The sequence below is a fragment of the Tangfeifania sp. genome (genome assembly GCF_055108615.1).
This window is the reverse complement of the sequence record NZ_JBSQIC010000118.1, coordinates 1-8795: the sequence shown is the minus strand read 5'-3', so window position 1 is coordinate 8795 and position 8795 is coordinate 1. Positions and strand designations below refer to the sequence as shown.

11 protein-coding genes are annotated in these 8795 nt (G+C 38.9%); 4 read left to right on the top strand and 7 right to left on the bottom strand.

Going from position 1 to position 8795, the window contains the following annotated elements; translation table 11 throughout:
* The first annotated feature begins 22 nt into the window (after positions 1 to 22).
* From ACTCNA_RS16780 to ACTCNA_RS16765, 4 genes are all read left to right on the top strand, one after another.
* A complete protein-coding gene (locus ACTCNA_RS16780; RefSeq protein ID WP_462949093.1) occupies positions 23 to 709 on the top strand; it encodes a glycosyltransferase family 2 protein in 687 nt (228 codons plus the stop codon).
* A 12-nt stretch (positions 710 to 721) separates the two neighbouring features.
* Positions 722 to 1441 carry a hypothetical protein gene (locus tag ACTCNA_RS16775; protein WP_462949092.1) on the top strand — a complete coding sequence of 240 codons (720 nt, stop codon included), beginning with the start codon at positions 722 to 724 and terminating at the stop codon, positions 1439 to 1441.
* A gap of 29 nt (positions 1442 to 1470) precedes the next feature.
* On the top strand, positions 1471 to 2850 hold the full coding sequence (locus tag ACTCNA_RS16770; protein WP_462949091.1) for a DUF1302 family protein: 1380 nt from the start codon (positions 1471 to 1473) through the stop codon (positions 2848 to 2850).
* Between the two features lie 518 nt (positions 2851 to 3368).
* Complete coding sequence (locus ACTCNA_RS16765; protein WP_462949090.1) at positions 3369 to 3785, top strand: efflux RND transporter permease subunit; 417 nt, start codon at positions 3369 to 3371, stop codon at positions 3783 to 3785.
* On the opposite strand, the gene ACTCNA_RS16760 is transcribed toward ACTCNA_RS16765, so the two are convergent.
* The 7 genes from ACTCNA_RS16760 to ACTCNA_RS16730 form a co-directional block, all read right to left on the bottom strand.
* A complete protein-coding gene (locus tag ACTCNA_RS16760) occupies positions 3764 to 4660 on the bottom strand; it encodes a class I SAM-dependent methyltransferase (RefSeq protein ID WP_462949089.1) in 897 nt (298 codons plus the stop codon). The two genes, ACTCNA_RS16765 and ACTCNA_RS16760, sit on opposite strands and share 22 nt — an antisense overlap.
* A gap of 59 nt (positions 4661 to 4719) precedes the next feature.
* Positions 4720 to 5412: an SIMPL domain-containing protein gene (locus tag ACTCNA_RS16755; protein WP_462949088.1), complete on the bottom strand. Its 693-nt coding sequence runs from the start codon at positions 5410 to 5412 to the stop codon at positions 4720 to 4722.
* Positions 5413 to 5510: 98 nt separating this feature from the next.
* Positions 5511 to 6560, bottom strand: a complete 1050-nt coding sequence (gene queA / locus ACTCNA_RS16750) for a tRNA preQ1(34) S-adenosylmethionine ribosyltransferase-isomerase QueA (protein WP_462949087.1) — start codon at positions 6558 to 6560, stop codon at positions 5511 to 5513.
* A gap of 107 nt (positions 6561 to 6667) precedes the next feature.
* Positions 6668 to 7381, bottom strand: coding sequence for a tRNA pseudouridine(55) synthase TruB (gene truB / locus ACTCNA_RS16745; protein WP_462949086.1), 714 nt, complete (start codon positions 7379 to 7381; stop codon positions 6668 to 6670).
* A gap of 43 nt (positions 7382 to 7424) precedes the next feature.
* Positions 7425 to 8207, bottom strand: coding sequence for an undecaprenyl-diphosphate phosphatase (locus ACTCNA_RS16740; RefSeq protein ID WP_462949085.1), 783 nt, complete (start codon positions 8205 to 8207; stop codon positions 7425 to 7427).
* Positions 8208 to 8219: 12 nt separating this feature from the next.
* Entirely contained in the window at positions 8220 to 8483 is a 264-nt protein-coding gene (locus ACTCNA_RS16735; RefSeq protein WP_462949084.1) for a DUF3098 domain-containing protein, read from the bottom strand.
* Positions 8484 to 8626: 143 nt separating this feature from the next.
* Positions 8627 to 8755, bottom strand: coding sequence for a GxxExxY protein (locus ACTCNA_RS16730; protein ID WP_462947176.1), 129 nt, complete (start codon positions 8753 to 8755; stop codon positions 8627 to 8629).
* Positions 8756 to 8795 lie beyond the last annotated feature (40 nt).

The window sequence follows — 8795 nt, the reverse complement described above, 5'->3', positions numbered from 1 at the left end:
GTTATTTTAAAAAAATATAATAATGAGAAAAATTTCAGCAATAATTTGCGCGTATAACGAGGAAAAAACAATCAAAGAAGTAGTAACAACCGTGTGTGAATACTTTTTTGACGAGGTGATTGTTGTTAATGATGGTTCAACAGATGGTACGGCCAATATTCTAAGTGAACTTCATTTTTTGCCATCACTCAAGTATATTGCACTACCTGAGAATAAAGGTAAAGGGTATGCAATGGCAACCGGGATAGAACATGCAACAGGAGAAATTATTGTTTTCATTGATGCCGATTTGTCTAACCTGAAAGAGGAGCATTTTGAACAGCTAATCACTCCTGTTTTCAGTAATGAGGCCGATATGGTTCTGGGGCAGGCAACAGAGACCCTGATTAACTATAAAATTAACCCGTTCAAATCGTTTACGGGCGAAAGGGCGTTGCTAAAGAAAGATGTCCTGCCCTTACTAATGAAAATGAGAACTTCAAAATTCGGTGTGGAAACATTAATCAATCTATACTATCAGGCACAGGAAAAAAGGGTTAAATATGTGATGCTCGAAGGACTAAAACATCCAACCAAATTTAATAAAGCCGGTAGTAAATCAAGAGCAATAAAAGAATTTGTTTTGGAAGGACACCAAATTGCTTTAGCATTGTTTAACAACTTTAATTCATTAACAAAAATTGTAAATAATCAAATAAATAAATTTTAAATATAACAAAAAATGAAACCAAAGACTATATTCTGGTTAACCGTTTTTGCTGTTTCGATGGGCTTTTTCGAAAGTGCAATTGTAATTTACCTAAGGGAAATGATATATCCCGATGGATTTGCTTTTCCTTTACAGCCTGTCGAAAGGGGGCTTGCAACAACAGAAATTCTAAGAGAAGCCTTTTCTTTGCTTATGCTTCTTTCTGTTGGTATTCTTGCAGGCAAATCAACTGTTACAAGGTTTGCTTACTTTTTATATTCTTTTGCCGTTTGGGATATTTTCTACTATATTTTCCTGAAAATATTAATAAACTGGCCGGAATCTTTAATGACAATGGATATTCTGTTCCTACTGCCCGTAACCTGGGTTGGCCCTGTAGTAGCCCCGGTAATTCTGTCTTTTCTGATGATTTTATTAGCTCTGCTAATACTTTATTTTTCAGCACGCAACGAACAGGTTCACTTAAAGGCCCATGAACTTGTAATGTTAATTACAGGCTCTGTAATAGTAATTATATCCTTTACCCAGGATTACATAAGGTTTATACTCAGTCATTATCCGGCTGCCGATATTTGGTCGCTGCCGGCCAAAGACATTTTGAAATTTTCTGTTCAATACTATCCCGAAAATTTTTACTGGCCAATTTTTATGGGTGGAGTTGTTGTTATTCTCATTGGGATAGGGCTTTTTACAAAAAGAAATATTTTATTAACTAAAGACCTCTTGCAATAAATATACGTATCACTTTAAATTACAAACAGATGAAAAGAATAAAACTTTTTCAATTATTGGCATTACTCATTTTAACTTCAGGTATTGCCAATGCGCAGGAAGCAAACAGCCTCAAACTGTCCGGTGAACTTTTAACCGACCAACGTTTTTTACTTAAATCACCCAACGATTGGGCCTGGAACGAAAACCGTCTGACTTTAAACCTTGACAAACGGGTAGCCGGAAATTCTAAGTTTTATAGCGAGGTATGGTTACGCAATATTGGCCTGCCCGGTATTAATTCATCATCAGACCTTTATAATAAAGGGATTATTGACCCGTATAATCTTGAAGTCAGGGAAGCTTATGTTCAATTAAATGGTTTTCTAACTAAAAGCTTAGACTTAAGCATTGGGCGTCAACGCATTGTTTGGGGAACTGCCGACGAATTGAATCCTACCGACAACCTTAATCCGTTGGATTTGGAGGATATTCTTGATTTTAGCCGCCGCAGGGGCTCCGATGCCATCAACTTGAATTACTATATTAATAACGACTTTTCTTTGCAGGGCGTTTTTGTCCCCTTTTTCCAGCCTGCAAATATGCCCATTGGAATTTTTGCAGATATCCTGAATCCCACAATGGAAATGCCGGGTGGAATGGTATTAAAAAGTGTTTCTGATACGTTAATGATGCCAAAATATAATTTGGGCGAAAGCTCTTCGGCAGGTTTAAAATTCAAAGGATTTGCTAAGGGGGTTAATTTTTCTTTAAGCTATGTTTGGGGATATGACGGCTTGCCTTTCGCCACAAAAAACACTTTTATTCCGGTTGATACGCTTGGTGGGGTAAATATAAATTCACAACTATCGTATGCAAGAACACATATCATTGGAGCTGATTTAGTAACAAGTATAGCAGGATTTGGGGTTTGGGCCGAAGCAGCAGCATTTATCCCGGATGAAAACATAATCATGACCAATGACTTGTCTGCTTTATATCCACAGTCACCCGTTCCCGTAACGCAGGACTCATTAATTTTAGACAAAAAAAAGCCTTACATTAAATTTGTTGTTGGTGGCGATTATTTTTTCTCTGACGGGTCTTATCTTAATGTTCAATATTTACACGGATTTATTCATGAAAGGGCAAGGGAAAATCTGAACGATTATTTCTTTTTACGGTATGAAAAAACATTTTTAAATAATAAGCTGAAAATTATTCCCATTGGCGGCGGTTTTGTAGTTGCCGACTGGGACAATATTCAAGACAATTATGCCCTTGTGTATATGCCTGAGATTGCTTACAAAGCCACTATTAATTCAGAAATAACTGTATCATCCACCATTTTTGATGGAAAAGGAGATAATTTGTTTTCGAATCTGAAAGATTACAATATGTTTATGTTTAAATTGAAATATAGTTTCTGATTATGCCCTCTTGGATCAGTCATTACTGTTGCAGCAAAAGTTACATCGGTTGACGGGCAAAAAGTAACGACAAAAGGAAAAATCTATAATGAAACAGGCGCTTTATTCACTGAATCTGAGGGCTTATTCATTAATATTCCGCAAAAAAATCCGGGGAAATGATAAAATACCGGGATGCTTTCCACCGGTCATGGTCCGGTAAAAAAAGTGATTGATTGCAATACTTTTACAGTTCAAGCACCCGCTTTAAGCGAATTTTTCCTTCGTTTAGCCGGCATTTCCTTTTCAATAAAATACCCGGGCATTTTGTAAAACTCCGTTACGGTCAGTTCATTGCCGGCGGATTGAATCACTTCTTCCAGGTTTTTTGTGCCGATATATCCCCCGATTTAGGTAAAATACAAAGGAAAACGATGGCAACTTTTAATTTTCGGTAATTGCCTAATTTATAAAATTTCAATAAACCAGGAAGTTGAAATTCTTGAAAACGTTTCTGAAACCAACGTGGGAGGAATGTTATGAAGCACATTTCGGAACTGACTTTTCAACGAAAGGCCATTTTCTACTTCCTGATGATTTGCATCGTTGTTGGCGGGGCGCTGGCCTTCGACTCTATCAGTAAGCTGGAAGACCCGGAAATAAATGTGATGCAGGCCCAGATAATTACCGTTTATCCTGGGGCGACCGCTCACGAAGTGGAGATGCAGGTGACCAACATCATCGAGGAAGAACTTAGCTCGCTGGAAAACATTGAAACCATCAAGTCGAAATCATCGGCCAATATTTCGCTCATTTCGGTGATGCTGGAACTTACTGTTCCACAAAAAGAAATCGAGCAGCGCCGGGATTTTCTCAGAAGACGGATTAACATTTTGTGTGTTTGGATGAACTCAATCGAGCATGCGCCGGAATTTTATTTTTGCTCAAAAATGTAAACGACTGAACTGCATCGCTTTTTATTGGCGAAACTTTTTAGCCAGGAGATAGTTCCATGAAACATTCCCCGAACGAAAGCTGTTTTTGATTTTTTGTATTTTTCACTTAAAAGAGAAACATAAAATGAGTCGAATGGCATTGTTGCCGTTTGTGCAAGTCTGAAACCGTACTTTTCACCAAATTGTTTCATTTGTTCCGGACCAAAATGCCAGATGTGACGCGGAACATCGTAAGCTGCCCAGAATTCACGGTAGTGGCGTGCATCGTACGAAGTTGGGTTAGGAACTGCAATTATCAGCATTCCTTCAGGTTTTAACAACTGGCTGAATGTTTTCATATTTTCGTCCAGTTTGTGAATGTGTTCCAGTACGTGCCAAAGTGTAATTACATGGAACGTATTTTTGTGCATCCTGAACAATTCATCCGGTTCTTTAATATCAAGATTGAATTCTTTTTTTGCAAAATCACGGGCTTCTGCACTTTTTTCAGTTCCGGTAACCTTCCAGCCAAAACGCTTCATTTCATTCAAAAAATAACCTGTGCCCGTTCCAATATCCAGTACCCGGCCATTTTGAACTCCTGCTGCTTTCCCTGCCAGTCTTCGTTTGCGGCCCAGCATATAATTGCGCACCTGGTGATACAAAGCGTTTACCAGGCCTTTTGATGTGTTTGAATGAGAAATATATTCCTCCGATTGGTAATAACGACCAATGTTCGCTTCATCCTCAATATTTTCGGTAATGATGAACCCGCAGTTGGAACATTTTTTCAGCCTGAACTCTTCCCCGGTTACAAAAAAATCGGTGCAGGTTATAAAAAGTAAAAAGTTATCATTGTCGCAAACCGGGCATTGTTGAACATTGAATTTTGGCATTCTTTAAAGTTTGGCGCAAAATAATAAAAACGATTCATTAGAGAAATTTACACCTCAGGTTACTTAATTTTGAACCGGACTTGTACCTGGTAAGAAATTTCCAGGTTCTGAATTTGATCGATGCTCTCCGGCGCCATTTCAGAAGCGCGCATCAGTGTTTGTGACCGAAACGGCCGGGCGCTTTCATGCATCTCAACAATTGAAATAACTTCTCCCAACTCTTCATCGAGGCTTTGAAGCATCCATTCGGCTTTTGACCGGGCGTTTTTTAACGCTTCAGTTTTTACCTGTTTTTTATATTCTTCCATGTTCGAATGATTTAGTTCGCTAATATTCATGAACTTGATACCTCTTGCATCAGAAAGTTGAGTAAACGTATTCATTTTTTCGAAGTCGGTAATTGTAACTTCCAGTTGTTTGCTGTAGAGAAATTCTTTACCCCGGTGGCGCCAGTAATTCCCCAGGTTTTTAACCCGAATGTCTTTTTTGGGAATACCGGCTTTTCGCAGGTTTTTTATCAGTTTATCTTCAATTTCGGCCAGCGGAACTTTTGTTTTGTAATCTTCAAATTCTTTGTTCTTTTCAAACTCTTCTTCCCAGTATTCTTCAATCCCGATTGAAAATACAATCTCGTCGGGTTCTATTTCCAGTTCAGATTTTCCCTGAACTTCAATAAAACGCACTTCATCGTTCATTTGAGCCGATACTGACAGAGCCAAAAAAGCAAATACAAAAAATGGTAAATATTTCATTGCTGTGGTTTAACTTATTACACGTTTCAATTAAAACAAAAAAACCACGAAAACTAGTGTTCACGTGGTTTAAATATTTTGTTTTCTTTCAGAAATTTTCAGATAATTAACATGGCATCTCCGTAGGTTCCAAACCGGTAATCTTCTTTCATGGCTACATTGTAGGCTTCCATTACAAAATCGTATCCGCCAAAAGCAGCTACCATCATTAACAGGGTAGAGTAGGGCAGGTGGAAATTAGTTACCATGCTGTTGGCTACACTGAATTCGTATGGTGGGAAAATAAATTTATTGGTCCATCCCTCGAATGGTTTTAAGTAACCTTGTGTTGAAACAGAGCTTTCAAGTGTGCGCATTACAGTTGTGCCCACTGCGCAAACGTTTTTACGGTTTTCTTTGGCGCGGTTCACAATTTCGCAGGCCTCATCTTTAATCCAGATTTGTTCCGAATCCATTTTATGTTTAGTAAGGTCTTCCACATCAACACTGCGGAAATTGCCAAGCCCAACGTGAAGCGTAACAAATGCGAATTCGGTGCCCTTAATTTCAAGGCGTTTTAACAACTCGCGGCTGAAATGCAGTCCGGCAGTTGGTGCGGCCACAGCTCCCTCGTGTTTGGCAAAAATAGTTTGGTAGCGCTCTTTGTCTTCAGGTACTACCGGACGGTTTATAAATTTTGGGAGCGGTGTTTCGCCCAGGCTGTATAATGTTTGTTTAAATTCATCGTAAGGCCCGTCGAACAGGAAACGTAGTGTACGGCCACGCGAGGTAGTATTGTCGATTACTTCTGCCACCAGGGCATCGTTTTCGCCAAAATAAAGTTTGTTGCCAATTCTTATTTTGCGTGCCGGGTCAACCAGCACATCCCACAACCTCATTTCACGGTTGAGCTCACGCAGCAGGAAAACCTCGATTTCGGCTCCGGTTTTTTCTTTATTGCCGTACAAACGGGCCGGAAATACTTTAGTGTCGTTAAAAACAAAAACGTCTTTGTCGTCAAAATAGTCGAGAATATCTTTAAAATTTTTGTGCTCAATAGTGCGTTTTGCCCTGTTTAACACCATTAACCTCGATTCATCTCTGTTATAGGCGGGGTGTAATGCAATTTTTTTCTCATCTAAGTTGTACTTGAATTTCGATAACTTCATGGGCAACTATTTTTATATTTCTTTGATTTATAATTCATTAACTTCCAAATTCAATATTCAGGCAAAGTTTTCCTGTTTTTAAGGAGTCCCTTTGTACGCAGCAACCTTTAATTGGTTACAAAGGAATTAATGTTTTTCAGGAAATAATCGATGCTTAGCGCATCTTCCACTTTAAAATCACCAATTTTAGTTCTTCTTAATTCGGTTAAATAAGCTCCACATTTTAACTCTTCTCCAATGTCTCTTGCAAGAGCTCGTATATAAGTTCCTTTGTTGCACTTTATCCTGATTGTGGCAAACGGCAAATCAAATGATTCTGTAACAATTTCACTTATAACAATTTTCCGGGGTTGAAGTTTTAGTTCTTCGCCGTTTCTTGCATAGTTAAAAGCCCTTTCCCCTTTTACTTTTACTGCGGAATAGATGGGGGGTATTTGTTCGGTTTCTCCGCTGAATTTCTGCAACTTATTTTCAAATTGTTCGCGTGTAATATTTTCATAGCTTTTCGAGCTGTCTTCTTCGGTTTCTTTGTCGAATGAGGGAGTGGTTGCTCCCAGTTTAATTGTGGCCAGGTATTCTTTTTCTTTGTCCTGAAAAGATTCGATTTGCTTGGTAGCTTTGCCGGTGCAAAGTATCATTAATCCGGTAGCCAAAGGGTCGAGTGTGCCTGCATGGCCGACTTTCATTTTTTTGATTCCCATTTCCCGGCACAGGGAATTGCGCACCCGCTGAACAAGGTCGGAAGATGTCCATTCAAGGTCTTTGTCGAACAGCAAAACTTCGCCGCCCAAAAAATCGTACGTTTTTTTTAGGTGAGTCATTCGCAATGCGTTAATTTACAGTGTTTTGTGAAAAGTCCTGAAATCAGGCTGCAAAGATAGCAATTAGCCCGATAATTAAGCAATAAATGGCGAAATAAATGAGTTTCCCTTTTTTTACCACTTTAATCATTAACGAACAGGCCAGTAAACCGGAGATAAAGGCAGCCAAAAATCCAATAATCAGAGGACCTGCCCCGGTAGCCAGTCCTTGTGATAAATCTCCATCGGCAATATCCAGAATTGCAGAACCGAGGATTGGAACCAATACCATCAGGAAAGAAAACCGGGCCACTTCATCTTTTTTTGTTCCCAGTAACAATCCGGTGGCAATGGTAGCGCCACTACGCGAAATTCCCGGCATCACTGCCATTGCCTGTGCAATGCCAATAATAAACGATTTTCCCCAGGTAATCTGTTTTTCATGCTTTTTTGCAAAATGAGCAAAAGTGAGCAGGCTTGCAGTTACAAGCAGCATACTGCCTACCAAAACCAGGTTTCCGGTAAAAAACTGTTCAATTTGTTCGGCAAAAAAAAGGCCCAATATAAGTACAGGAATTGATGAGAAAAGCAGTTTGAAAATGTATTTGGTCGATTCGTTCCACTTAAAAGCAAGCAGGTCGGTGAGTAGATTCAAAATATCTTTCCGGAAAACTACCAGCGTGCTTAAAACAGTTGCCACATGAACAACTACGGCAAAAAGCAGATGGTTGCCTGTTTGAATACCTAAAACGGCATGCCCGATTTCGAGATGTCCGCTTGAGCTAACAGGTAAAAATTCGGTGAGACCTTGCAATAAGCCCAGGAGCAGGGCCTGGATTTCATTCATCCTGTGAAAATATTAATCGTTGTCTTTCGGTTTTTTAAGAATGGCGTAAATTTCGAAGATAAAACCAAAAAGCAAAAGGAGTGGTGCCAGTGTAATTCTTCGGAAGCTGAATATTTCGGGATTGAAAACTTCAGGATCGTCGCTGCCACCACCTACCATTAAAATAAAACCAACTACTATTATCGCGAAACCGATGGCCATAAATTTGTAGTTTTCTTTGCCCAGGGCGAAACCGGTTTCTTTTACGTTATCTTTTTTTGCTATTTTTTTCTTCATAACAGGCGTAAAGATAATTAATAAAATTATTCATCAGGTTTCTGCTTCGGAAATTTGTTTTGGCCGGCTAAATATTATTTTAGGTGCTGATAAAATCTTCCACGCAAAGACTCGCAAAATTATATGCGCAAAAAGCGCGAAGTTTAAAGATTATTGACCACCCGGTGAATGTTATCCTTTAAAGTTTTGGAGTTAAAATTTATTAGTAGTCCCGGTTTTATTCCTGATAATTTCAGATAGGTGAGCAACTGAGTAGTATCATTCTCAGTCATTTGTTTTTTCTTTGCGAATTTTAGCGTTTCTTTTATTTTT

What these genes read in the sequence shown, in the direction of transcription:
- ACTCNA_RS16780 (WP_462949093.1), top strand. Translation starts at nt 23, where the DNA reads ATGAGAAAAATTTCAGCAATAATTTGCGCGTATAACGAGGAAAAAACA.
- ACTCNA_RS16775 (WP_462949092.1), top strand. Translation starts at nt 722, where the DNA reads ATGAAACCAAAGACTATATTCTGGTTAACCGTTTTTGCTGTTTCGATG.
- ACTCNA_RS16770 (WP_462949091.1), top strand. Translation starts at nt 1,471, where the DNA reads ATGAAAAGAATAAAACTTTTTCAATTATTGGCATTACTCATTTTAACT.
- ACTCNA_RS16765 (WP_462949090.1), top strand. Translation starts at nt 3,369, where the DNA reads ATGAAGCACATTTCGGAACTGACTTTTCAACGAAAGGCCATTTTCTAC.
- ACTCNA_RS16760 (WP_462949089.1), bottom strand. Translation starts at nt 4,660, where the DNA reads ATGCCAAAATTCAATGTTCAACAATGCCCGGTTTGCGACAATGATAAC.
- ACTCNA_RS16755 (WP_462949088.1), bottom strand. Translation starts at nt 5,412, where the DNA reads ATGAAATATTTACCATTTTTTGTATTTGCTTTTTTGGCTCTGTCAGTA.
- queA (WP_462949087.1), bottom strand. Translation starts at nt 6,560, where the DNA reads ATGAAGTTATCGAAATTCAAGTACAACTTAGATGAGAAAAAAATTGCA.
- truB (WP_462949086.1), bottom strand. Translation starts at nt 7,381, where the DNA reads ATGACTCACCTAAAAAAAACGTACGATTTTTTGGGCGGCGAAGTTTTG.
- ACTCNA_RS16740 (WP_462949085.1), bottom strand. Translation starts at nt 8,207, where the DNA reads ATGAATGAAATCCAGGCCCTGCTCCTGGGCTTATTGCAAGGTCTCACC.
- ACTCNA_RS16735 (WP_462949084.1), bottom strand. Translation starts at nt 8,483, where the DNA reads ATGAAGAAAAAAATAGCAAAAAAAGATAACGTAAAAGAAACCGGTTTC.
- ACTCNA_RS16730 (WP_462947176.1), bottom strand. Translation starts at nt 8,755, where the DNA reads ATGACTGAGAATGATACTACTCAGTTGCTCACCTATCTGAAATTATCA.